Here is a 22,389-nt window from a genome sequence, read left to right as displayed (position 1 = left end):
TCTTCCCTTAAGTACTCCATTCTTTCCAGACAGAAGGTAAGCGTCATGCTGCAGGAAACCACCAACGCCGTTGCCGCGACCGGAAGCAACGCCGACGCGCTCAAGCAGATGGGCGTCGACCACCTGGCGCGCGAAATGCTGAGCAACCCGGGCGACTACGTCGTCCAGCTCGTCGTCGCCGCCACCCTCGTGATCATGTCCGCGATGTCGTGGTACTGGATCGTGATCAACCTGATCAAGAACGTCCGCATCCGCGGCAGCGCCGACCGCGTCGTCTCCACGTTCTGGGAAACCCCGAACGCGCAGGACGCGATCCGCTTCATGGAAGAGCAGAACAAGTCCGAGCCGTTCTCCAAGATCGCGCTCGACGCCGCGCAGGCCGCCGCGCACCACCAGCGGCACGAAGGCTCGCGCCTCGTCGAGTCGCTGAACCGCTCCGAGTTCGTCGACCGTGCGCTGCGCCAGGGCGTGACGCGCGAATCCTCGCGCCTCGAGAACGGCCTGACCGTGCTCGCCACCGTCGGTTCGACCGCGCCGTTCGTCGGCCTGCTCGGCACCGTGTGGGGCATCTACGGCGCGCTGATCAAGATCGGTGCCACCGGCCAGGCGTCGATCGACGCGGTTGCCGGCCCGGTCGGTGAAGCGCTGATCATGACGGCGGTCGGTCTGTTCGTCGCGATCCCGGCGGTGCTGGCGTACAACTTCTTCGTCCGCCTCAACCGCGTCACGAACAGCAAGTTCGACACCTTCGCGCACGACCTGCACGACTTCTTCGCCACCGGCGCGCGCGTCGGCGAAGTGCCGGCCAAGCGCTAAGCGCTCGAGACTTGACGGAGTTCCCCCATGGCCTTCAGTTCCGGTAACGAAAGCGGCGGCCCGATGGCCGAAATCAACGTGACGCCGCTCGTCGACGTCATGTTGGTGCTGCTGATCATCTTCATGATCACGGCGCCGCTCATGTCCCACAAGGTGAAGGTGGAGCTGCCGCAGGCGAACCTCGACGTGATCAAGGAAACGCCCATCACGGTGCAGCCGATCACGATCACGGTGAGCGACGCCGGCAACCTGTACTGGAACGACCAGCCCATCACCAAGGACCAGATCGAGAGCCGTCTCTCGGTCGAGGCACAGAAGACGCCGCAGCCCGCGATCAACGTGCGCGGCGATCGGACGACGAAGTACCGCGTCGTCCAGCAGGTGGTGCAGGTCGCCCAGAACCAGGGCATGCGCAAGGTCGGCTTCGTGGCCGAGAAAGAACGGCCCTGAGCCCTTAGGAGAACAGAACAATGGCTTTCAGTTCCGGTGGCGGTAGCGGCCCGATGGCCGACATCAACGTCACGCCGCTCGTCGACGTGATGCTGGTGCTCCTCATCATCTTCATGGTGACGGCGCCGACCCTCTCCTATCCGATCGACATCGACCTGCCGCAGAAGTCGCTCAACCCGCCGCCGCAGACCAAGGAACCGCCGGAGCCGATCAAGCTCCGCATCGACGCCTCGGGCCAGGTCTACTGGAACGAGTCGCCGCAGCCGGTCACGGCGCTCAAGAGCCTGATGGAAGTCGAGGTCCAGCGCGATCCGACCAACCAGCCCCAGCTCGAAATCGACACCAGCCCGGACGCCGATTACGGCGTGCTGGCCAAGGTCCTCGCCAGCGCGAAGAACGCCGGCATGATCAAGATCGGTTTCGTGCAGCCGCAGGGCTGACGCAACACACGAATATCCAGCACGACGCTTCTGTCGACGCCGCCTCCGGGCGGCGTCTTTTTTTGTGCGGTGCCGGTGATGCGATCAGCCGCCGTGCGCGATCGCTTCGAGATACCGCTTCACCGTCGCATCGAGCCCGCGATACAACGCATCTCCGATGAGCGCGTGTCCGATCGACACCTCCAGCACATCGGGCACGCCGCGCAGGAACGTCGGCAAGTTCGCTTCGCTCAAGTCATGCCCCGCGTTGACGCCCAGGCCGGCCGCTTGCGCACGACGCGCAGTCTCCGCGCAGGCAGCCACGGCATCGGCGCAATCGCCGCGCGCGAACGCTTCGGCATACGGCCCCGTGTACAACTCGATGCGTTGGGCACCAACGTCGGCGGCGCGCTCGATCACCGGGCACCCTGCATCGACGAACAAACTCACGCGGCAACCCAGTTCGCGCAACTCCGCGATGCGCTCGCGCAACGAGCCGAGATCGCCCATGAAATCGAATCCGTGGTCCGACGTGATCTGCGCATCCGAATCCGGCACCAGCGTCGCCTGCGCGGGGCGCGTTTCCGCGCACAGCGCCGCGAACCCCGGATAGCCGGCGCGCGGCGGGGCGAAAGGATTGCCTTCGAGATTGAACTCGACGCCGCGCGAACGCGTCAGCACGGACAGCGCATACACGTCTTCGGCGCGCACGTGGCGCGCATCGGGACGCGGATGCACGGTGATGCCGTGCGCGCCGGCATCGAGGCAGGCGCTCGCGGCCTGCACGACATCCGGTTCGGTGCCACCGCGCGAGTTGCGCAGCACCGCGATCTTGTTGACGTTGACGCTGAGGACGGTGGCCATGCGCGCAGCTTACCGCGCGTGATGCGGGCTCACGCCACCGGCGGCTCGCCGGATTGCTGCTGCTGCGCGGCGAGCTTGCGGGCTTCTGCCTGCTCGCGCAGGCGGCGCAACTCGACCGGATCGATCATCGCGGTCTCGTCGCGCGAACGCGCGCCGGCCCGCGCCGAATACAGGCCCAGGATCCAGCCCAGCAGGAACAGCAGGGCGAAGATCAGGCATAGCGCCATCAGCCACGTGGCCGTGGTGTTGAACGCCACCGCGAACGCGGCGACCGCCAGTCCCAACAACAACCAATGCATCGTCGACTCCCGCGGGTCCGCTCCGGCTGCGCTCGAGTGTACGACGATCCCCGCCGCCGACAATCCCGCCGGGCGGGACGGCGCGCACGTTCGCGCGAATCAGAGCAGGGGAGAGAGCAATCGCGCGACGGCTTCGGGCAGCCGCACCGTCCACAGCGGACGCGGCCGGTCCTCGCGCACGCGTGGCGAATGCGCCAGGTCGCCCTCGATCACCCGCTCCAGCTCGCTGGCCAGGCGTGCGTCGTGGAACACCAGCGCGACCTCGAAATTGAGCCGGAAGCTGCGGTAGTCGAAGTTCGCGCTGCCGATGCTCACGACATGGTCGTCGACCAGCAATGCCTTGCTGTGCAACATGCGCGGCCCGTATTCGTAGACGCGCACGCCGGCGGCGAGCAGCTGGTCGAAGTACGACCGTGCGGCAAGCGTCACGATCATCGAGTCGCTGACCTTCGGCACCAGCAGACGCACGTCGAGCCCGCCCAGCGCCGCCGAGGTCAGCGCCATCAGCGCCGCTTCCCCGGGCACGAAGTAGGGCGTGGTCAACCACACGCGCCGCTGCGCCGAGTGGATGGCCGCCACGAACATGCGGTGGATCGCCTCCCAATCCGAATCCGGGCCCGACGCGACCGCCTGCACCGCGTAAGACCCCGGCTCGGTCTCCTCCGGCGCGGGCGGCAACACCGGCGCGTGCCCGGTGGCGTACGCCCAATCCTCGACGAACAGCACCTGCAGCGAGCGCGCGATGCGGCCTTCCAGGCGCAGGTGCAGGTCGCGATACGCATCGGGCCGCAGGGACTCGTCCTCTTCGTCCGTGACGTTGATGCCGCCGGTGTAGGCGATGTGCCCGTCGATGACCGCGATCTTCCGGTGCGTGCGCAGGTTCAGCCACGGCCGACGCCACACGCGGCCGAAGCGCATGGGGTGGAACCACGCCACCGCGCCACCGGCAGCCACCAGGGGCGCGAAGAATTTGCGCGGCGTCTTCGACGAGCCGACCGCATCCACCAGCAGACGGATGCGCACGCCGGCGCGCGCCCGCTCGATGAGCGCGTCGCGCACTGCGGTGCCGGTCGTGTCCGCGAGGAAGATGTAGTACTCGATGTCGATCGAATCGCGGGCCTGCGCGATGTCGGCCAGCAACGCGGTGTATTTCGCGTGCCCGTCGACGAGCATCCGCACGTCGCGCGCGGTGCTCGGAGGCAGGCTCGTCGTCGCAAGCCCCAGGCGCGAGAGCTCGCGCGCGATCGGATCGTCGGCGGCCGACGGCGGCAGGCTCGGCGCCTTGCTGCGCGCGCGCCGGATGCGATGCCGCGTGATGCGCTGCGGCCCGAGGTAGTGATAGACGATGAAGCCGACGTAGGGCAGCAGCGCCAGCCCGAGCAGCCAGCTCACCGTGGCCACCGGCTCGCGCTTCTGCAACACGATCCAGCCGCCCAGGCCCAGGACGTAGGCCACGTAGAGCAGCGTCATCCAGAACCTGACGTCATGGATGTCCGCCACGCGGTGCCACGCATCCTGGAAGGCTTCGACCATCGGAGTTCAGGTTCCGTAGCACGCCGTGCGACGGCGGAGCGTAACCTAGGCGCGTGGAAGACGCGCGCAAGGCAACCGCACCGATCAAGGGCCGTGGCGCCGCCTCGAAAATCACGGGGCGGTACGAGAAGACCGTGCGCCACGGCGAAGACGACGGTTGGGGTTCGGTTTACGACACGAGCGCGGACGGCAGCGACGACACGCCCGCACCGCTGCAGACGCATGTCACCGAGGAGCGCGCGCGCAGCATCCTGACGCGCAACCAATCGCCCGACGTCGGCTTCAACCTCTCGCTCAATCCGTATCGCGGCTGCGAGCACGGTTGCGTCTACTGCTTCGCGCGTCCCTCGCACGCCTACCTCGACCTCTCGCCGGGCCTGGATTTCGAAACGCGCCTGTACGCGAAGACCAACGCGGTCGAACGCTTGCGGGAAGAACTCGCCAAGCCCGGCTATGTCCCCGAACCGTTGATGCTCGGCATCAACACCGATGCCTACCAGCCGATCGAGAAGCGCTACCGCATCACGCGCGAGATCCTCGAGGTGCTGGCGGAAACCAGGCACCCGGTGAGCTTCGTCACCAAGGGCGGCGGCATCGAACGCGACGTCGATCTGCTGTCGCGCATGGCGCAGGACAACCTCGTCAGCGTGCACTTCTCGATCACCACGCTCGACAACCGCCTGGCCACGCGCATGGAACCGCGCGCGACCGCGCCGCACGGAAAATTGCGCGCAATGCGCACGCTCGCCGAGGCCGGCGTGCCGGTCGGCGTGATGGTCGCGCCCGTGATCCCGATGATCACCGACCACGAGCTCGAACACATCCTGGAAGCGGCGAAGGACCATGGCGCGCGCTCGGCCGGCTACACGCTGCTGCGCTTGCCGCATGAGCTGAAGGACATCTGGCGCGAGTGGCTGGAGCTGCACTATCCGGATCGCGCGAAACACGTGATGAGCCTGATCAACCAGATGCGCGGCGGGAAGGATTACGACAGCCGATTCGGGACGCGCATGCGTGGCGAAGGGCCATTCGCGCAATTGCTGAAGATGCGCTTCGACAAGGCGCATGCGCGCCTGGGCTTCGGGCGCTTGCCGCCCCAGGACGCGAGCCGTTTCGTGGCCCCGCGCAAACCTTCCCCGCAGGCGGAGCTGTTCTGACCGAACCGCGCTGAAACTCCCCGCGCGGTGAAAGCGCACGCCCCGGCGCGGTTGCGTACACTCGGGCCAACGTCGCCGCTGGTCCCCCACCGTGCACGACATCGACGCCCTGCTCGCCGAATGCACCGCGCTGCGCCACGATCACGCCGTGCTCGCGCTCGGCCTGTCGCACGACATGCGCGCGCCGCTGCGCGCCATCGACAGCTTCGCCTACCTTCTCGAACAACGCTGCGCGCAGGACCTCGACGACACCGGCCGCGACCATCTCCAACGCATCCGCGACGCGAGCGCGCGCATGGGCCGCCTGGTCACGCGCCTGCAGGCGTATCTCCAGGTCGGCGGCGCACCGCTGCACGCGGACGACATCGACCTCACGCTGCTTGCCGACTGGTGCATCGCCGAACTGCGCGATGCGCATCCGCAACGCGAGGCGCACGTGGAGATCGCGCCGAACCTGCGCGCGCATGCCGACGAGCGCCTGGTCAAAACCGCCGTCGCCGAACTCGTGCACAACGCGTGGCTCTACACGCCCGAGGATCGCCCGGTCCGCATCGGCATTGACGCGGACACCGACGCGCTTGGCACGACGTTGCACGTGCGCGATGCAGGCGCCGGTTTCGATCCGGCCCGTGCAGCGCGACTGGGCGAACCGTTCCAGCGGTTGCACGCCGACACGCATCCCGACGGCAGCGGCCTGGGCCTGGCCATCGCGCGCCGCATCGCACAACGGCACGGCGGCACGCTGCGGATCACGGGCCGGGAAGGGCAGGGCGCGGTCGCGAGCCTCCACCTCCCGCACGCACCGGAGGCGCGATGAGCCTGGCGCCGGTGCTGCTGATCGAAGACAACGCCGACGACATCGAGCTCACGCGCCTGGCGTTCGCGCAGGCCGGCATCGACCATCCCCTGGTTGTCGCCCGCGACGGCGCGATCGCGCTGGACTGGCTGCAGGCGCATCGCGACGGCCTGCCCGCGCTCGTATTACTCGACCTCAACCTGCCGAAGCTCGACGGCCGCGAAGTCGTGCAGGCGATCCGCGCCGATCCGGCGATGCGCCACCTGCCGGTCGTTGCGTTGAGCAGCAGCGGCGAGCCGAACGACATCGATGCCACCTACGCGTGCGGCGCCGACAGCTACCTGCAGAAACCCGTCGACTTCGTGCGCTTCATCGACGACGTCCGCCAGCTGCGCGCGCGCTGGCTCGCGGACTAACGCCGGAACAGCGTTTCGGCGCGCTGGAAGAGGATCCAGCCGGTCGCGATGAACTTGTCGCCGCCACGCGGGCGATTGCCGCGATGCGTATGCGTGAACGCCGTCGGCGCGATCAGCAGGTCGCCCGTGCGCGGCGCGATGCTGCGGCGCTGGAAGAGGAACTCGGTCTGCCCGGCCTCGAATCCGTCGTTGAGATACAGCGTCCACAACAGATGGCGATGCAGCGTCTCGCATTGCGGATCGCGCGGATACAACTCGCAGTGCCAATACGGATAACCGCCGCTGTCGGCGGTGTACCACTGCAGGTTCGTCAGCCCCGGGCGTAGCGAGGCGGCCGCGAGCGCGCCGAGCGCTGCGTCGTCCATCGCGGCGATATCCTCCGCGGTGAGCCTGCGGGGCGAACCATCGTCCGCGGCGACCTGCATCATCAACGGCGCCACGATGGCCTGCGGATACTTGCGCAGGTAAGCGAGCAGCCCGGCGAACACCACCGAATGCAGGCGCTGGTCGATGTCCTCCCATCCCGCACGCCCGCCGATGCCCAGGTCGCGGCTGTCCTTCAGTTCCGGAAACACGCCACCGCCGACGCGGCCGGGCTGCAATGCATCGCTGCCTTGCATGCGCGCGACGATCGAAGCGCACGTCCGCGCATCCAGCGCGCCTGGAACGACTTCGATGAAGTCGGGCGGCGCGTCGTTCGCGTCTGCGTCGGTCACGCCGCGGTCTGCGCCTGTGCGTCGTGCGCGAGATGGTATTCCGTCGCCTTCGCCACTTCGTCGCGCGAGCCGAGGAACACCGGCACGCGCTGGTGCAATTGCGTGGGGGCCAAGTCGAGGATGCGCGTGCGGCCGTTCGTCGCCGCGCCGCCGGCCTGCTCGACGAGATAGCTCATCGGATTGGCTTCGTACATCAGGCGCAGCTTGCCGGCCTTCGACGGGTCCTTCTTGTCCCACGGATAGATGAAGACGCCGCCGCGAGTGAGGATGCGATGCACGTCAGCCACCATGCTGGCGATCCAGCGCATGTTGAAATTCTTGCCGCGCGGGCCGGTTTCGCCGGCGAGCAGGTCGCGCACGTAGTCCTGCATCGGCGTTTCCCAGTGGCGCTGGTTCGACATGTTGATCGCGAATTCCTTCGTCGACGCCGGCACGGTCATGCCGCGCGTGGTCAGCACGAACGACCCCATCTCGCGATCGAGCGTGAAGGCATGCGTGCCCTGGCCGATCGACAGCACGAGCATCGTGCTCGGCCCGTAGATGCAGTAACCGGCGGCGACCTGCGTCGTGCCCGGTTGCAGGAAGTGCGAATCGTCCGGATGCGTGACGCCCTCGGGGCAGCGCAACACGGAGAAGATGGTGCCGACCGACACGTTGACGTCGATGTTGCTGCTGCCGTCGAGGGGATCGAACAGCAACAGGTAGTTGCCGCGCGGATACACATCGGGGATCGGCTGGCAGTGGTCCATTTCCTCCGACGCGCACGCGGCGAGATGCCCGCCCCAGGCGTTGGCTTCGAGCAGTACGTCGTTGGCGATGACGTCGAGCTTCTTCTGCGCCTCGCCCTGGATGTTGCCGCTGCCCGCCTCGCCGAGCACGCCACCGAGCGCGCCCTTGCCGACGGACACGGAGATCGACTTGCACGCGCGTGCGACGACTTCGATCAGCAATCGCAGGTCCGCGCCGATGTGGCCGGCGCGCTCTTCTTCGATCAGGTGGCGGGTCAGGGAGATGGAGCCGGACTTGTCGAACTCGGACATGGCGGGGCGGGGATCGGCGGCGGGAAGACGCGTATTGTCGCCCACCCGGCGTCAGCGGCGGGACACGCGGAAGAACGTCCGCCCCTGCCACGGCGCCCCCAGCGGGGAAGCCTCATGACCCGCGGCGCGGACCCGGGCGAGCACCTGCGGGAACGTCCCGGCCTTGCAGATCCAGATCGCCCCGGCCTCATGTTCGTCGAGCTCCTGTTCCAGCAGCTCGTCGTAGACACGGTCGAACTTCGACTGCGGCACCGGATACAGCGCGATCTTCTCGATGTGCGTCGACAGGCCGAGCTCCAGGTGCAGCCCGTAACGCGTCATGTCCTCGACGAACACCACTTCGTGCACGGGCTGCCCGCCGGCGCGCCGACGGATCTCGTCCGCCCACACCGACGCGTCCTTGTGCGTGCGCCAGAACCCGAGCCCAAGCTGCAACGCGAGCACGATCGCCACCCACGCCGCGATCCATGCCCATCGGACCGACGCGCGGCCTTCGCGCAGGCGCTGCAACCCGACGAGCAACGCGAGCGGCGCGAACAGGGGCAACAGGTACAGCGGCATGCGCGAGCGCGCCAGGCAGAACACCAGCAGCGGCAGCGCGATCCACAGGGCGAGCAACAACCCCGGCGCATCGGCCGCGCGTTGCGTCGGCGTGCGCCAACCGCGCACCGTCGCGGGCAACGTCCTGCACCAGCGCAACAGCGCCGGCGTCCAGGGCAGCGTGCCGAGCAACAACGTCGGCACGTACACGACGAGGAAGCCGTACCACTCGCCGTGGCGCGCGAAATCGTCGCTCGCCACGCGCGCGATGACTTCGCTGCCGAGGAAGTGCTCGAGCAGGCCCGGATTTTCGCGCACGACCGCGAGGTACCAAGGCAACGCGACGACCGGGAACAACAGCGCGGACCAACCGAACACGCGCGGCCGCTGCGCGCCCGGCGACAACAGATCGAAGGCCACGACGCCGAGCAGCGGCAGCAACGTCGGCGGCCCCTTCGTCAGGAACGCCAGGCCGAAACCGATCCACAGCGTCGCGATCCACCAACGCCGATGCGTGTCGCCGAATCGCGCCTGCACGAACCCGTGCATCGCGAACGTCGAGAAGGCGGTGAGCAGGAAGTCGGTCGTGATGTATTGCGCCGCGCCGATGGGCACCAGCATCGTCGCGAAGGCAAGCGCGGCCGTCGCTTCGCTGCCCGGTGCGAGCCGCCGGGCCATGCGCCACACGAGCCACACGCACAACAGGTACGACAGCGCCGAGGGCAAGCGCGCGGCCCATGGATTGGTGCCGAACATCGCGACGCTGGCGCCGATGGCCCAGTACGTCATCGGCGGTTTGGTCCAGTGTCCGATCTCTTCGTTGCGCTTCGGATTCAGCCAGTCGCCGCTGTCGAGCATGTTGAGCCCGACGTTCGTGTAACGGCCTTCGTCGGGGTCCCAGGTGCCGCGATGCCCCAGCATCAGCAGCGACAGGCAGACCGCGATGAGTGCGACGTAGAACGCCGGCTTGCGCAGGATGTCCATCAGCCCCGTGCGATCTGCGAGAACCATTCCTGCAGATTGTAGTGGTCGCTCACCCGGCAGATGCGACCCTCCCGGAGGCCGAAGAACGCGGCGCCCGGCATTCGGTATTTCTGGTTCTGCGCGGGCGGCATGCCGATGTCGTCGGCGACGTACTCGCCGTCGACGACATATTCGGCGGCGCCGTGCACGCCATCGGCAGAACACAGCAGCCGGATTTCCGACAGGCGTTCGCGGTAGCAGAACTCCATGCGCTGGAGGAACTCGCGGAACGCCGCCTTGCCGACTTCGCGCGGGCCCTGGTTGAGATCGTGCACGACGTCATCGGTGAGCAGCGCGACCGCGGCGTCCGGATCGTGGCGATCGAGCGCGTCGTAATACGCGCGCAGCGTGGCGAGCGCGCGCGCATGCGGCGTCGCGTCGGCGGCGGTCATGCGCGGCCTTTCGCGAACAGCGCTGCGATATCGTCGAGGTCCACGTTGCCGCCCGAGAGGATGGCGCCGACGCGCAGGCCCGCGAAGCGGTCGCGATGGCGCAACAGGGCGGCGAGCACCGTGGCCGACGAGGGCTCGATCACCTGCTTCATGCGCGACCACGCCAGGCGCATCGCCTCGACGGTGTCGGCGTCGTCGACGACCAGCGTCTCCACGTCGTGCGCGCGCAACAACGCGAAGTTCGGCTCGCCGAGCGTGCCGCGCAGGCCGTCGCAGATCGTGTCGGGCACGAATTGCGTGACCCGCTCGCCCTGCGCCAGCGATGCGGCGGTCTCCGCCGCGCCCGCCGGTTCGGCGAGGAACACGCGCGCGCCCGGCAGCATCGCCGCGACCGCGAGTGCGGTGCCCGACGCCAGGCCGCCACCGCCGACCGGCACGATCACCGCATCGAGCGCGCCGTCGCACTGGTTCATCAGCTCGAGCGCGGCCGTGCCCTGGCCGGCGATCACGCGCGCGTCGGTGTACGGATGCACGAGCATCGCGCCCGTATCGCGCTGCACGTCGGCGCATGCGGCTTCGCGCGCTGCGATGTTGGCGGCGCAGTGGTGCAGCGTCGCGCCGTAGGCTTCGATGGCGGCGAGCTTGGATTTCACCGCGCCGTCGGGCACGACCACGTGGCAGGCGATGCCGCGCGTGCGCGATGCGAGCGCGAGCGCCGCGCCGTGGTTGCCGGAGGAATGCGTGACCACGCCGCGCGCGGCCTGTTCGTCGGTCATCGACCACACCGCGTTGCACGCGCCGCGGAACTTGAACGCGCCGGCACGCTGCAGATGCTCGGCCTTGAAGGAGACGGACGCGCCGACCAGCGCATCGATGGCGCGCGAACGCAGGACGGGGGTTGCGTGGGCGTGGGGCGCGATGCGCGCGGCGGCGGCGAGCACGTCGCCGAACGTCGGCAGGACCTGGGCGGGCGGATTCATGCCGGCATGCTAAACGCTGCGCGAACGGTTCAGCGAGTACAACGGACGTCCAGGAGAATTAAGCGGCAATTCAATGCGGCGGGTGGAATCTCGCCGTATCCACAGGGGATGACCATGGCCATGCAGCGCTTGATCCTGCTCGCCGCCGCCGCACTGCTCGGCGGCTGCGTGACGGGCTACACCTACCACCAGCAAGGCGGTGGCGATTACTACACCGGCGATCCCTACGTCGACTATCACTACGTGCCGTCGGCCAGCTTCTGGTACGGGTATCCGGGCGCCTATTACGGGCCGTACGGCGGCTGGGGCGGCGGATACGGTTACTGGGGCGGCTACCCTGGCTACTACGGTGGTTATTACGGCCATGGATACGGCGGTGGCTATCGCGGCCCGTACAAGCCGCGACACCCGCACAATCCGCCGCCGCCGCCGACCGACCCGGGTGGCGGCAACAACAACCCGCCGCAACTGCGCGACCATCGCGAAGTCGAACGCTTCGGCCCGCGCGGCGGCAACCCGCCGGTGATGCCGCACGTGCGCCGCCCCGCGACCGTCAACGGTGGCATCGCACCGCCGCCGACCTCGCGCCCGCAAGTCCGCACGCCGTCGAACGCCGTGCGGCCACCACCGCCGTCGCGGCCCGTGACGCCCGCGCCGCGGCCGACGGTGACGCCGTCGGTCCGACAGGAACGCGCGACGGATCGTGCGGGAACCAAAAGTGGGGCGCGCGGCACACCCTGAGGTGTTGCGCTCCCGGTAGCGGGGGCGCACAGTAGGCCACGAGTGACGAGTTGCGTCGCTTTGCGACACGACTCGCGGCAGGCACCGACCATGTCGACGCCCCCGGGGAACCCACGGATCCCCCCTGTTCCGCACCTCGCGGGGCGTCGGCCACCCAATCGGGCATAAAAAAAGGGGCCGAACGTCCCCCGACATTCGGCCCCTGCGCTTCCCCGGCGTGTACTCGCCAGCCCCTGTTCCAATCCGGCGGCGCCTTGAAGCGCCTGCCACCCCGGGTGCAATGGAGATGTCGCAGGAAGCGTGCCAACTTCGGCGCGCGCTCGTTCATGTGCCCGAACAACTAAAATGACCAGCGCTATGTCGACCTTCTTCCGCCACGACGTCATCGTCATCGGCGGCGGCCACGCGGGCACCGAAGCCGCGCTCGCCGCCGCGCGCACCGGTGCACGCACGTTGTTGCTCACGCACAACGTCGAGACCGTCGGCGCGATGAGCTGCAACCCGGCGATCGGTGGCATCGGCAAGGGCCACCTGGTCAAGGAAATCGACGCACTCGGCGGCGCGATGGCGCGCGCGGCCGATGCCGCGGGCATCCAGTGGCGCACGCTGAATGCGTCGAAAGGCCCCGCGGTGCGCGCCACGCGCTGCCAGGCCGACCGCGCGCTGTACCGCGCCGCGATCCGCCGCATGGTCGAAGCGCAGCCCCACCTCACCGTGTTCCAGTCTGCGGTCGACGACCTCATCATCGACGGCGACACCGTGCGCGGCGCGATCACGCAGACCGGCCTGCGGTTCGAAGCGCCCGCGGTCGTGCTGACGGCCGGGACCTTCCTCGCCGGCAAGATCCACGTCGGCGAAACGCAATACGCCGCGGGCCGCGCCGGCGATCCGCCGGCGACGACGTTGGCGGCGCGGTTGCGCGAACGACCCTTCATCGTCGATCGCCTGAAAACCGGCACGCCGCCGCGCATCGACGGCCGCACGCTCGATTACAGCGTGATGGAAGAACAACCCGGCGACGATCCGCGCCCGGTGATGTCCTTCATCGGTTCGCGCGACGACCATCCGCGCCAGGTCTCGTGCTGGATCACCCACACCAGCGAGCGCACGCACGCCATCATCCGCGGCGCGCTCGATCGATCCCCGCTCTACACCGGCCAGATCGAAGGCATCGGCCCGCGCTACTGCCCGTCGATCGAAGACAAGGTGGTGCGCTTCGCCGAGAAGGCGTCGCACCAGATCTTCGTCGAACCCGAAGGGCTCGAGGTCGCGGAGATCTATCCGAACGGCATCTCGACGTCGTTGCCCTTCGACGTGCAGCTCGACCTGGTGCGTTCGATCCGCGGTTTCGAGCACGCGCACATCACCCGCGCCGGGTACGCGATCGAATACGACTTCTTCGATCCGCGCGGCCTGAAGGCCTCGCTGGAAACCAAGGCCGTCGCCGGCCTGTTCTTCGCCGGCCAGATCAACGGCACCACCGGTTACGAGGAAGCCGCGGCGCAGGGCCTGCTCGCGGGCCTCAATGCCGCGCGCTTCGTGCAGGAGCGCGATGCGTGGTCGCCGCGCCGCGACGAGGCGTATCTCGGCGTGCTCGTCGATGACCTCATCACGCACGGCACCAACGAGCCGTACCGCATGTTCACCTCGCGCGCCGAATACCGTCTGCAACTGCGCGAGGACAATGCGGACCTGCGCCTGACACCGGTCGGACGCGAACTCGGGCTCGTCGACGACGCGCGCTTCTCGCGCTTCGAAGCCAAGCGCGAGGCGATCGCGCGCGAAGAAGACCGCCTGCGCGCCGCGTGGGCTTCGCCCGGCAACGCGCTCGGGCGCGAACTCGAAGCCACGCTGGGCGTCGCGCTCACGCGCGAGGCCAACGCGCTCGACCTGATGAAGCGTCCCGAACTCGATTACGGGAAGCTCATGCAGTTGCCGTCGCTCGCCCCGGGCGTCGAGGATGCGAAGGTCGCCGAGCAAGTCGAGATCGGCGTGAAGTACGCCGGTTACCTCGGCCGCCAGCGCGACGAGATCGCACGCCAGCAACGCCACGAACACACGTCGATTCCGGCCGCGTTCGACTACGCCGCCGTGCGCGGTCTGTCGGCGGAAGTGCAGCAGAAGCTCGCGCGCGTGCGGCCGGAAACCATCGGCCAGGCCCAGCGCATCCCGGGCATGACGCCGGCCGCGATCTCGCTGCTGCTGGTGCACCTGGCGCGCGTGCGCGACACCCGCGTCGCCTGACGATCGGTACACGCGCCCTCGTGCGCGGCGGGAGTACGCTCCGCGCATGAACACGACCCTCCGCCTGCTGTCCCTCGCGCTGCTCGGCGCACTCGCCGCCTGTTCGCGTTCGCCCGGGCCCGACGCCGCGCAACCGCGCACGGCCATCGCCGCCGACGCCGCCTCCGGCCTCATCGTCAACGAATGGGCGCTGCCCGTGCCCGACGGCGCCGCGCAGCCGGACCTGTCCGTCGGCCCCGAAGGTCAATTGCTCGTGAGCTGGGTGCGCAAGCAGGGCGACCGCAACGCATTCCAGTACGCCGCGTACCTCGGCGACGACAGTTGGGAATCGGCGCCGAAGACGATCGCCGTCGGTCGCACGCTCACCGCGAACTGGGCGAACACGCCGCACATCCTGATGACCGACGACCGCGCGCTGTGGGCGCACTGGTTGCAGACGCCCGCCGACGGGAAGTCGCCGCACGCCTCGGACATCATGTTGACGCGCTCGCCCGACAACGGCGTGCACTGGGCTCCGCCCGTCGCGGTGAACGACGACGCGACCGGCACCGAGCACGGATTCGTGTCGATGTGGCCCGCGGGGCAGGACGCGATCGGCATGGCGTGGCTCGACGGCCGGAAGACCGCCGGCGCGATGCACATGCACGATGCGACGAAGCACGATGCAGGCGCCGCCGGCGAAATGACGGTGCGCGGCGCGCGCTTCGACGGCGCGCTCCAGCGCAGCGGCGAAGCGGAAATCGACGCCTCGACGTGCGACTGCTGCGGCACCGACGCCGCGCTGACCGATACCGGCCCGCTGCTGGTCTATCGCGACCGCAGCGACCAGGAGATCCGAGACATCTCCGCCACGCACCTGCGCGTGGGCAAGTGGGATGCGCCCAAGCCCGTGCACGCCGATGGCTGGAAGATGACAGGCTGTCCGCTCAATGGTCCGTCGGTGGGTGCATGGGGCCCTGCGGTCGCGGTGGCCTGGTACACCGCGCCGAACGATAAGCCCGTGCTGCGACTGGCGCGCAGCAAGGACAGCGGCAACACCTTCGATGCCCCCGTCGATGTCGATTCCGGCGCCGCCCTGCAGGGGCGGGTCGATGTCGCGAAGGACGGGGACGCGACTTGGCTGGTGTGGCTGCGCGAAGACGGGAAGGGGCAGACGGTGCAACTGGCGCGTTACGCGAACGCCGGCGGCGCACCCCGGACGACGAAGCTTGCGACGCTCGCCGGTCGCGGCCGCGGCACGGGCTTCCCGAAGATCGCGGTCCGCAACGGCGTGGCCTTCGTCGTGTGGACCGACATCGTGGAAGGGCGCCCGCGCCTGGTCGGCGCGAAGGTCGCACCGCGTGGTTGAGGCCTCTGCGACGGCGCGCAAGAAAAGTGTGACTTGCACCCCACAGTGACACTTTTTGCGCATTCGCCTGCTGCACCGCACAAACGGGCCCGTGGACGGCGCGTGAAGCCGCAACCCGCGCTGCTGCGCCGCAATGCACGAAAAACCCAATGAAAAGCGGCCCTTACCCGCGCCGTACTGCCGCGTTGCGGAAAGCTTCCGTTCAGGTAGCCGGAAAGCCGAAACCGTTTTCGCTTTGACGAACCCGCGAATGACCCCCTAGCGTCCGACGACCGCTCTGCGCACATGCGCTCGGCGGTGGTCCGAGCGACGCAGGTCCACGGCAGGAGTGGGACCGACGACAGGGGCCGGATTGCAACAACTGCACGGAACGCAGGCCGCGAAAACAAAAAGGACGCGGTCCATTTTTCAATCCATCTTTCGGGGGTACCACTTCGTGAATCGTCACCACCGCCTGGCAGCACTCGCGGCTGCCACCACCCTTGCGCTCACCGCGCAGGGTGCGCTCGCCGCACAACGCACCGATCTGCATCGCCTGAACGTCTCGCAGGTCAATGCGCAGTCCAGGGCTGTCGCCGCTCGCACGGGCCTCGCCCTGCAGGCCCGCGAACGCCATGCCGAAATGCTCAACATGGACGTCGATTCGAACCTGCGCGAGCTGCGCACGAACATCGACAAGGACGGCACCCGCCACATCCGCTACCAGCAGACCTTCCGCGGCCTGCCGGTGTTCGGCGAGCACGTCGTGGTCACCGAAGGCAAGGACGGCAACGTCCGCAACATGTTCGGCCGCCTGGTCAATGGCCTGGCCGGCGAACTCCCCGCGGTCAAGGCGTCGATCACGCCCGCCAATGCGCTGGCGCTCGGCAAGAGCGCGGGCCTCGGCAACCGCGTCGGCTTCATGCGCACCGAGAACGAGAAGTCGGAACTGTCGATCTTCGTCGACGACAATGACCGCGCCCACCTGGCGTATGTCGTGTCGTACTTCGCCGACACCGCCAATGGTGGTTCGCCGACGCGTCCGTTCGTGATCGTCGATGCGCGCAGCGGCCGCGTGCTGAAGCAGTGGGACGGCCTGACGCATGCGCTCGTGGGCACGGGCCCCGGCGGCAACGTCAAGACCGGCCAGTACGAATATGGCAGCGGTGGCCTGCATCCGTTCCTCGACGTCGCGCAGAGCGGCTCGACGTGCACGATGAACAACACCGCCGTGAAGACCGTGAACCTCAACGGCAGCACCGGCGCGAGCACCACCGCGTACGCCTACACCTGCCCGCGCAACACGGTGAAGACCATCAACGGCGCGTACTCGCCGCTCAACGACGCGCACTTCTTCGGCGGCGTGATCCAGAACATGTACAACGCCTACACCGGCACGAACGCGCTGACGTTCCAGCTGGTGATGCGCGTGCACTACGGCACCAGCTACGAGAACGCCTTCTGGAACGGCTCGTACATGTCCTTCGGCGACGGCGCCAGCACGTTCTATCCGCTGGTCAACGCCGACGTCTCGGGTCACGAGGTCTCGCACGGTTACACCGAGCAGCACTCGAACCTGACGTACTCCGGCCAGTCCGGCGGCATGAACGAAGCCTTCTCCGACATGGGCGGCGAAGCGACCGAGTACTACTGGAAGGGCACGAACGACTTCGACGTCGGCCGTGAAATCTTCAAGTCGGCGAACGGCGCACTGCGTTACATGTGCACCCCGTCGGCCGACGGCGGCTCGATCGACAACGCATCGCAGTACACCTCGGGCCTGGACGTGCACTACAGCTCCGGCGTCTACAACAAGGCGTTCTGCACCCTGGCCAAGACGGCGGGCTGGGACACGGTGAAGGCGTTCAAGACCTTCGCGCGCGCCAACGCCAACTACTGGACCCCGAGCAGCACGTTCAACTCGGGCGCGTGCGGCGTCGAAACCGCGGCGCAGGATCTCGGCTACAACAAGGCCGACGTCACCGCGGCGTTCACCGTCGTGGGCGTGTCGTGTTCGGGCGGTGGCGGCGGCGGCACGCCGGTCGCGCTGACCAAGGGCGTGGCGGTCACCGGCATCGGCGCGAGCACGGGCAGCGAAAAGCTGTACACGCTCGTCGTCCCGGCCGGCGCGTCGAACCTGACGTTCACGACCTCCGGTGGCACGGGCGACCTCGACATGTACGTGCGCCGCGGCTCCGCGCCGACGGACACCACGTACGACTGCCGTCCGTACAAGTCGGGCAACGCCGAAAGCTGCACGTTCGCCGCGCCCACCGCGGGCACGTACTACGTGCGCCTGAAGGCCTACTCGACGTTCTCGGGCGCGACGCTGCTCGGTGACTACTCGACGGGTGGCGGTGGCGGGTCGACGCAGACCTACGCCAACGAGACGGACTTCAACATCCTCGACAACGCGACGATCAACAGCCCGGTCTCGGTGTCCGGCCGCAGCGGCAACGCTCCGACCAACGCCCAGGTCGCCGTCAACATCACGCACACCTACAAGGGCGACCTGAAGGTGGACCTGGTGGCGCCGGATGGCTCGGTCTACGTGCTGAGCAACCGTGCCGGCGGCAGCGCCGACAACATCATCCAGACCTTCACCGTGAACCTGTCGTCCGAAGCGCTGAACGGCACGTGGAACCTCCGCGTGAACGACAACGCCGCCGGCGACACGGGCAAGCTGAACTCCTGGAGCGTGACGTTCTGATCGAACGCGCGTGATGTCTCCCGCGGTCTTCCCCAAGGGGACCGCTTGAACCCCGGCCGGCAACGGCCGGGGTTTTTCTTTTTCGCAGTACGATTCCGCGTTGACCGCGCCTATTTCTCCTTGCGCCAGTTCAACGATCCGCGGTTCTCGATGGTGCTCGACTCGATCTCGACATCGAAGCCCTTGCGCAGCAGGTACTTCAGCGTGAGGACCTGCCCGGTGCCGAGCAGCGAAACGCCGTAACCGACGTACAGCTTCGGCGAAAGATATTTGCCGACGCCGAACACGTTGCCGCCGAGTGCGCGCGAATCCATCACGCCCGCATCGTCGAACCCAAGTCGCGTCGCGAGTTGCGAAGCCAGCAATCCGCCGCCCGCCGACAACGCGGCAGAGGCCGCGTCGAGTTGCCGGCCTTCTTCGCTGCTCGCGCTGCTGAGTGGACGGCCGAGTGCGAGATAGGCGAGCGCCTCGGACTCGTCCATCGCAGGGTCCGCCCACACTTCGGCCTGCGGCGACGTCGCATGGCCGCGCACCTGGATACCGGCGGTGACATCGCCGACTTCGCGCTCGGCGCGCACGTCGAGCAGCGGATCGACGATCGGCGAATTGCTCCAGATCAGCTCACCGCGGGAGACGGACAACTTCTGCCCGTAGGCCTTGTACGTGCCCGCGACCTCGAGCGTGCCGTTGCCGATCATTTCGCGACCGGGACGCTGGCGCACGCGCAACTGGCCGCCGAGCGTGCCGTCGAGTCCGAAGCCCGCCAGCGCGACCGAACCCTCGGGCAGGACGAGCGTGAGGTCGAGCGCGAGCGGCGAGCTCGCGGTGCGCTTGGGGTCGACCGGATCGAGCACGACGACATCCGGCGACGTCGTCGCGCCGCCTTCGAGCCCTTCGAGCGCAATGCGCGCTTCCTGCACCGTCACCGTGCCGGTCACTTCGATGGGCTGCGTGGCCGCGTATCGCACGACGACGTTCGGCGCGATCACCGCGTGCAGATCGCGCGTATCGGCGGCGAGCACCTTGTCGCCTGTGACGTTGAGCACCAGCGGCGTGTCGGCGCCGCGCCAGCCCAGCGAACCGTCCACGCGGAGCGTGCCTTCGCCCGAGCGGATCGCACCGGCGATGCGGGCCGTGCCGTCGGGCAACGCGTCCAGCCGTACGTCGCCGTCGTGCAGCTCGAGCGCGAGCGATGGCACTTCCGTGCGGAAGTTCGAAAGGTGCGCCTGGCCGCCGAGCGTCGGCTGCGCGCGCGTGCCGCCGAGCGCGACATTGCCTTCGATCAGGCCCGTGGGCTCGACGATGTCCGGCGACAGCAACTCCATCCACGTCAGGGAATCGGTGCGCAAGGTCACCTGGCCGGCAAGCGGCGCGTAGTCGTCCCAACCGGTGGCGATGCGCGCATCGACGCGGCCGTCGTCGTTGAACGTCGTGCCCAGCGTGCCGGAGATCGTCCGTGGATCGAATTGCGCTTCCAATTGCAGTCCGTTGTAGGAAATCAGATCGCGGCGCGACCGCTCGCTGTTCTTCAATCCCCCCTCGGCCGAGGTCACGCGCACGTTGCCGCGCCATGCGTCGCCGACGGGACGCAATTGCCCGGTCAGTTGCAGATCGCCGTGCAGCAGCCACGGCCGCCCGTCGTCGCGCGGCGGGAGCCAGGGCGTGGCGAGCGTGAGCGGCAGGCGGTCGGCACGCACGTCGAGCCCGTGGCGCGGCCAGTCGGCGCTCGCGCACAACGCGCCGCCATCGGACGTGGAGAGACACGCGTTCGACAACGCGCCGTTGCGGCCGTCCCAGCGCCACGTGGTCGCGCGATCGAGCGCCCATGGCGCGCCTTTCATCGGGGCGAGGCGCAACGTCGACACCGTGCCGCCCCACTGCGCACCGCGCTTCACCGCATCGCCCGACAACGCCGCGCCACCGTACGCGGTGTCGGCTGTCGCATCGAGCGACAGGCGTTCCATGGCACCGCGCGCATCGACGACGATGCGCGAGATCGCGAGCCCGGCTTCGACATCGCGCGCTTCCACATGCAATGCGCCGCTGCCGGTGCGCCAGGGTAGCTTGCCGCTCGCGCGCAGGGACGCCGCGCGGTAATCGCCCCAATGCAGGCCCTCTCCCGTGAGGTCGGCCATGATGTCCGGCGTTTCGCGCGGACCCCGCAACGATGCGGTGCCGCGCAGCACGCCGCCCGCGCCGGGCATCAGATCGTCCAGTCGCAGCGGTTCGAATGTCGCGTCGACCGCGAGCGTCGCGCCGACGCGGCCCTTCGCCGACGCGCGACTGCCGCCGAGCGCCATCGCCACGTCGCCTTCGACATCACTGCCGTGCAACGCGACCTTGGCACGCGCATCGAGCGCGCGCCCGCGCAGCGTGCCGCGCAGCGATGGTGCATCCAGCGTCGCATCGAATCCCTGCCCGTCGCTGCGCGCGCTGCCGCGCGTGGCGAGCTTGCCTTCGACGCGACCCGGGAACGCCGGCACGAAGTACCCGGGATCGAATCCCGCGAGCGTCGCATCGAGCTGCCACGCCAGGGCGGGCGACCAGCGCACGTCGCCCTTCGCATCGAGCGTCCCGCTCGGCATGCGCGCCTGCAGCGAGCGCAGGTCCGCATGCACCGTGTCGCCGCGCGCGTCGAACCGCAACGTCGCGCGCCGGCCCTCGCGCAGGAAGCGACCTTCGCCCTTCGCAGCCCACGCATCGGGCTTGCCCGCGACGCCGAAGTCGGCGTCGGCGACGACCGCCGGTGCATCCGGCGTGCCGCCCCAGCGCAACCCGCGCGCGTTGATCGCGAAGCGCAGCCGTTGCCGATCCGGGTCGCGCAAATCCGCGTAACCCTGCAGTCGCGTGCGGCCGTCGAGCGCGTCGACGATCAGCGGTTCGACGGTGAGCACCTTGTCGTCGAGCCGGATCTTCGAGGGTTGGATCACGGCGCGCAGGTCGCCCTGCCGCACCGTGGCCTGGATCGTCGCTGCGCCGCCGAGCCCGTCCGCGCGCAGTTCGACCGCGAGCGGCGTGTCGCTCGGTTCGCCGCCGCCGAGCAACGACAGATCGAGCACCGGCGCCTTCGCGCGCAGGTGCCAGCGCGGATCGGGTTCGCCGCGCAGCGAGAGCGTTGCCTGCGCGGGCGCGGGCAGGCGGCCGGCGACCGCGATGTCGAGTTTCGCCACGTCACCGCGCGCGACGATGCCGAAGCGCGGCGCCGTGCGTCCGCCCCTGGAGGGAAGCACCGCGGTCGCGACGAAATCGGTGCGGTAGCGTTCGCGCGGCACGTAGTCGCCGTGCATCGCGAAGCGGCCGAGGTCGCTGTCGACCGCCACGTGTTCCACATGCAGCAGGCCGTGCGATGCGCGCAGCCCGCCACCGGCGGTGCGGATCGCGATCACCGGCGCGCCTTCGCGCGTGACGCGCAGGCCCTCGATGCGGATCGTGTCGGCCTGCAACGCGAGCGGGGGCTCGATGGCCGGCAGGGATTCGGGCCAGCGCGGGAACTCGAACGGTTCGTCGCTTTCGGGCAGATCGAGCGTCGCTCCGCGCACGTCGAGCGCATCGAGCCGCAGCGTGCGCCCGAGCAACGGACGGATCGCCGGGTCGACATGCACCGTCTTCGCGGTGAAGGTGATGCGTTTTTTCGGTTGCGCCGGATCGGAGGCGTAATCGAAGCGCACGCCATGCATCGTCAGCGGCCCGGACACCGGGCCTTCGGCGCGGTCCCACGTCAGCGTCGCGCCCGGCGGCAAACGCGAGACGACCTGCGCGAGCAACACGTCGCGCCCGCCGACCGTCGTCAGCAACCAATACAGCAACGCGAACGCGAGCACGCCGAACGCGATCGCGCCCAGCGCCGAGCGGATCGCGACCTTGCGCGCCAACGCACGCCGCGCCGCCGCGCGTTCGGCGCGCTGTTCGGGCGTGAGCGGCACGCC

General features: G+C 68.7%; 19 protein-coding genes. 10 read left to right on the top strand and 9 right to left on the bottom strand.

Annotated features, from left to right (window positions below):
* Positions 1 to 45 precede the first annotated feature (45 nt).
* Genes LF41_RS09015 through LF41_RS09005 form a run of 3 tightly spaced genes read left to right on the top strand, consistent with a single transcriptional unit; the run spans position 46 to position 1,706 of the window.
* Complete coding sequence (locus tag LF41_RS09015) at positions 46 to 816, top strand: MotA/TolQ/ExbB proton channel family protein (protein ID WP_036168727.1); 771 nt, start codon at positions 46 to 48, stop codon at positions 814 to 816.
* Positions 817 to 843: 27 nt separating this feature from the next.
* On the top strand, positions 844 to 1,266 hold the full coding sequence (locus tag LF41_RS09010; protein ID WP_036168725.1) for an ExbD/TolR family protein: 423 nt from the start codon (positions 844 to 846) through the stop codon (positions 1,264 to 1,266).
* A 20-nt stretch (positions 1,267 to 1,286) separates the two neighbouring features.
* Positions 1,287 to 1,706 carry an ExbD/TolR family protein gene (locus LF41_RS09005; RefSeq protein ID WP_036168723.1) on the top strand — a complete coding sequence of 140 codons (420 nt, stop codon included), beginning with the start codon at positions 1,287 to 1,289 and terminating at the stop codon, positions 1,704 to 1,706.
* An 84-nt stretch (positions 1,707 to 1,790) separates the two neighbouring features.
* On the opposite strand, the gene LF41_RS09000 is transcribed toward LF41_RS09005, so the two are convergent.
* The 3 genes from LF41_RS09000 to cls all read right to left on the bottom strand — a co-directional run bounded on the left by LF41_RS09000 (position 1,791) and on the right by cls (position 4,381).
* A complete protein-coding gene (locus tag LF41_RS09000) occupies positions 1,791 to 2,549 on the bottom strand; it encodes a pyridoxine 5'-phosphate synthase (protein ID WP_036168721.1) in 759 nt (252 codons plus the stop codon).
* 29 nt (positions 2,550 to 2,578) lie between these two features.
* Positions 2,579 to 2,848, bottom strand: coding sequence for a hypothetical protein (locus LF41_RS08995; protein ID WP_036168719.1), 270 nt, complete (start codon positions 2,846 to 2,848; stop codon positions 2,579 to 2,581).
* A gap of 99 nt (positions 2,849 to 2,947) precedes the next feature.
* The gene (gene cls / locus LF41_RS08990) at positions 2,948 to 4,381 is read right to left on the bottom strand and encodes a cardiolipin synthase (protein ID WP_036168717.1); all 1,434 of its coding nucleotides are present in this window, start codon (positions 4,379 to 4,381) and stop codon (positions 2,948 to 2,950) included.
* 53 nt (positions 4,382 to 4,434) lie between these two features.
* On the opposite strand from cls, the gene LF41_RS08985 reads away from it, so the two are divergent.
* The 3 genes from LF41_RS08985 to LF41_RS08975 all read left to right on the top strand — a co-directional run bounded on the left by LF41_RS08985 (position 4,435) and on the right by LF41_RS08975 (position 6,750).
* Positions 4,435 to 5,538 (top strand): PA0069 family radical SAM protein, encoded by a 1,104-nt coding sequence (locus LF41_RS08985; RefSeq protein WP_084073500.1) that lies wholly within the window; start codon positions 4,435 to 4,437, stop codon positions 5,536 to 5,538.
* 91 nt (positions 5,539 to 5,629) lie between these two features.
* On the top strand, positions 5,630 to 6,355 hold the full coding sequence (locus LF41_RS08980) for a sensor histidine kinase (protein WP_052116282.1): 726 nt from the start codon (positions 5,630 to 5,632) through the stop codon (positions 6,353 to 6,355).
* The gene (locus tag LF41_RS08975; RefSeq protein WP_036168715.1) at positions 6,352 to 6,750 is read left to right on the top strand and encodes a response regulator; all 399 of its coding nucleotides are present in this window, start codon (positions 6,352 to 6,354) and stop codon (positions 6,748 to 6,750) included. The genes LF41_RS08980 and LF41_RS08975 overlap by 4 nt, the downstream gene beginning before the upstream one ends.
* Here the strand turns inward: LF41_RS08975 and LF41_RS08970 are convergent.
* From LF41_RS08970 to LF41_RS08950, 5 genes are read right to left on the bottom strand one after another with little or no spacing between them, the layout of a single operon-like run.
* Positions 6,747 to 7,466 (bottom strand): 2OG-Fe(II) oxygenase, encoded by a 720-nt coding sequence (locus tag LF41_RS08970; protein WP_036168713.1) that lies wholly within the window; start codon positions 7,464 to 7,466, stop codon positions 6,747 to 6,749. The two genes, LF41_RS08975 and LF41_RS08970, sit on opposite strands and share 4 nt — an antisense overlap.
* Positions 7,463 to 8,506, bottom strand: coding sequence for a class 1 fructose-bisphosphatase (locus LF41_RS08965; protein WP_036168711.1), 1,044 nt, complete (start codon positions 8,504 to 8,506; stop codon positions 7,463 to 7,465). The genes LF41_RS08970 and LF41_RS08965 overlap by 4 nt, the downstream gene beginning before the upstream one ends.
* A gap of 51 nt (positions 8,507 to 8,557) precedes the next feature.
* On the bottom strand, positions 8,558 to 10,057 hold the full coding sequence (locus LF41_RS08960) for a glycosyltransferase family 39 protein (RefSeq protein ID WP_237577697.1): 1,500 nt from the start codon (positions 10,055 to 10,057) through the stop codon (positions 8,558 to 8,560).
* Positions 10,030 to 10,461, bottom strand: coding sequence for a ketosteroid isomerase-related protein (locus LF41_RS08955; protein WP_052116281.1), 432 nt, complete (start codon positions 10,459 to 10,461; stop codon positions 10,030 to 10,032). The genes LF41_RS08960 and LF41_RS08955 overlap by 28 nt, the downstream gene beginning before the upstream one ends.
* Entirely contained in the window at positions 10,458 to 11,441 is a 984-nt protein-coding gene (locus LF41_RS08950; protein ID WP_052116280.1) for a pyridoxal-phosphate dependent enzyme, read from the bottom strand. Before LF41_RS08950 ends, LF41_RS08955 begins: the two co-directional genes overlap by 4 nt.
* A gap of 114 nt (positions 11,442 to 11,555) precedes the next feature.
* On the opposite strand from LF41_RS08950, the gene LF41_RS08945 reads away from it, so the two are divergent.
* From LF41_RS08945 to LF41_RS08930, 4 genes are all read left to right on the top strand, one after another.
* Complete coding sequence (locus LF41_RS08945; RefSeq protein ID WP_152599962.1) at positions 11,556 to 12,182, top strand: hypothetical protein; 627 nt, start codon at positions 11,556 to 11,558, stop codon at positions 12,180 to 12,182.
* Positions 12,183 to 12,539: 357 nt separating this feature from the next.
* A complete protein-coding gene (mnmG, locus tag LF41_RS08940; RefSeq protein ID WP_036168707.1) occupies positions 12,540 to 14,426 on the top strand; it encodes a tRNA uridine-5-carboxymethylaminomethyl(34) synthesis enzyme MnmG in 1,887 nt (628 codons plus the stop codon).
* Between the two features lie 46 nt (positions 14,427 to 14,472).
* Positions 14,473 to 15,774 (top strand): hypothetical protein, encoded by a 1,302-nt coding sequence (locus LF41_RS08935; protein ID WP_036168705.1) that lies wholly within the window; start codon positions 14,473 to 14,475, stop codon positions 15,772 to 15,774.
* A gap of 436 nt (positions 15,775 to 16,210) precedes the next feature.
* Positions 16,211 to 18,463: a M4 family metallopeptidase gene (locus LF41_RS08930; protein WP_036168703.1), complete on the top strand. Its 2,253-nt coding sequence runs from the start codon at positions 16,211 to 16,213 to the stop codon at positions 18,461 to 18,463.
* A 110-nt stretch (positions 18,464 to 18,573) separates the two neighbouring features.
* Here LF41_RS08930 and LF41_RS08925 read toward each other — a convergent pair whose 3' ends face one another.
* Positions 18,574 to 22,386, bottom strand: coding sequence for a translocation/assembly module TamB domain-containing protein (locus tag LF41_RS08925; RefSeq protein ID WP_052116278.1), 3,813 nt, complete (start codon positions 22,384 to 22,386; stop codon positions 18,574 to 18,576).
* Positions 22,387 to 22,389 lie beyond the last annotated feature (3 nt).

The organism is Lysobacter dokdonensis DS-58 (assembly GCF_000770795.1).
Lineage (GTDB): Bacteria > Pseudomonadota > Gammaproteobacteria > Xanthomonadales > Xanthomonadaceae > Noviluteimonas > Noviluteimonas dokdonensis.
This window is presented reverse-complemented; position numbering and strand designations above follow the sequence as displayed.

What these genes read in the sequence shown, in the direction of transcription:
- LF41_RS09015 (WP_036168727.1), top strand. Translation starts at nt 46, where the DNA reads ATGCTGCAGGAAACCACCAACGCCGTTGCCGCGACCGGAAGCAACGCC.
- LF41_RS09010 (WP_036168725.1), top strand. Translation starts at nt 844, where the DNA reads ATGGCCTTCAGTTCCGGTAACGAAAGCGGCGGCCCGATGGCCGAAATC.
- LF41_RS09005 (WP_036168723.1), top strand. Translation starts at nt 1,287, where the DNA reads ATGGCTTTCAGTTCCGGTGGCGGTAGCGGCCCGATGGCCGACATCAAC.
- LF41_RS09000 (WP_036168721.1), bottom strand. Translation starts at nt 2,549, where the DNA reads ATGGCCACCGTCCTCAGCGTCAACGTCAACAAGATCGCGGTGCTGCGC.
- LF41_RS08995 (WP_036168719.1), bottom strand. Translation starts at nt 2,848, where the DNA reads ATGCATTGGTTGTTGTTGGGACTGGCGGTCGCCGCGTTCGCGGTGGCG.
- cls (WP_036168717.1), bottom strand. Translation starts at nt 4,381, where the DNA reads ATGGTCGAAGCCTTCCAGGATGCGTGGCACCGCGTGGCGGACATCCAT.
- LF41_RS08975 (WP_036168715.1), top strand. Translation starts at nt 6,352, where the DNA reads ATGAGCCTGGCGCCGGTGCTGCTGATCGAAGACAACGCCGACGACATC.
- LF41_RS08965 (WP_036168711.1), bottom strand. Translation starts at nt 8,506, where the DNA reads ATGTCCGAGTTCGACAAGTCCGGCTCCATCTCCCTGACCCGCCACCTG.
- LF41_RS08960 (WP_237577697.1), bottom strand. Translation starts at nt 10,057, where the DNA reads ATGGTTCTCGCAGATCGCACGGGGCTGATGGACATCCTGCGCAAGCCG.
- LF41_RS08955 (WP_052116281.1), bottom strand. Translation starts at nt 10,461, where the DNA reads ATGACCGCCGCCGACGCGACGCCGCATGCGCGCGCGCTCGCCACGCTG.
- LF41_RS08950 (WP_052116280.1), bottom strand. Translation starts at nt 11,441, where the DNA reads ATGAATCCGCCCGCCCAGGTCCTGCCGACGTTCGGCGACGTGCTCGCC.
- LF41_RS08945 (WP_152599962.1), top strand. Translation starts at nt 11,556, where the DNA reads ATGGCCATGCAGCGCTTGATCCTGCTCGCCGCCGCCGCACTGCTCGGC.
- mnmG (WP_036168707.1), top strand. Translation starts at nt 12,540, where the DNA reads ATGTCGACCTTCTTCCGCCACGACGTCATCGTCATCGGCGGCGGCCAC.
- LF41_RS08935 (WP_036168705.1), top strand. Translation starts at nt 14,473, where the DNA reads ATGAACACGACCCTCCGCCTGCTGTCCCTCGCGCTGCTCGGCGCACTC.